Source organism: Streptomyces otsuchiensis (genome assembly GCF_004305975.1).
Taxonomy (GTDB): Bacteria; Actinomycetota; Actinomycetes; order Streptomycetales; family Streptomycetaceae; genus Streptomyces; species Streptomyces otsuchiensis.
On the sequence record NZ_BHZI01000606.1, the window covers coordinates 1 to 456 of the forward strand.

At 67.8% G+C, this 456-nt stretch carries 1 protein-coding gene; it reads left to right on the forward strand.

Going from position 1 to position 456, the window contains the following annotated elements:
* Positions 1-420 (forward strand): IS30 family transposase (locus E0D90_RS26060; RefSeq protein ID WP_130800349.1); only part of this gene is annotated, 420 nt, incomplete at its 5' end.
* Between the last annotated feature and the right edge of the window lie 36 nt (positions 421-456).

Below are 456 nucleotides of genomic sequence, written 5' to 3' on the forward strand. Positions count from 1 at the left end.
TCCGCGATCGCCACCCTGGTCGAGCGCAGCACCCGCTACACCATGCTGGTCCACCTGCCCGGCGGCGCCCACGACGCCGAGACCGTCCGCGACGGCCTGCTCACCACGGTCCAGACCCTCCCCGCCCACCTACGCGGCTCCCTCACCTGGGACCAGGGCAGTGAGATGGCCCGCCACCACCAGTTCAGCATGGCCACCGGCATGCCCGTCTACTTCTGCGACCCCGCCTCGCCCTGGCAACGCGGCTCCAACGAGAACACCAACGGGCTGCTGCGGCAGTACTTCCCCAAAGGCACCGACCTGAGCATCCACACCCCCGAAGACCTCGAACACGTCGCCCAGGAACTCAACGGCCGCCCACGCAAGACGCTCGGCTGGGATACCCCAGCCGAGCGTCTACGTGATCTACTCACCACCTGAAACCGGGCGGTGTTGCGACGACCCCTTGAACTCAAG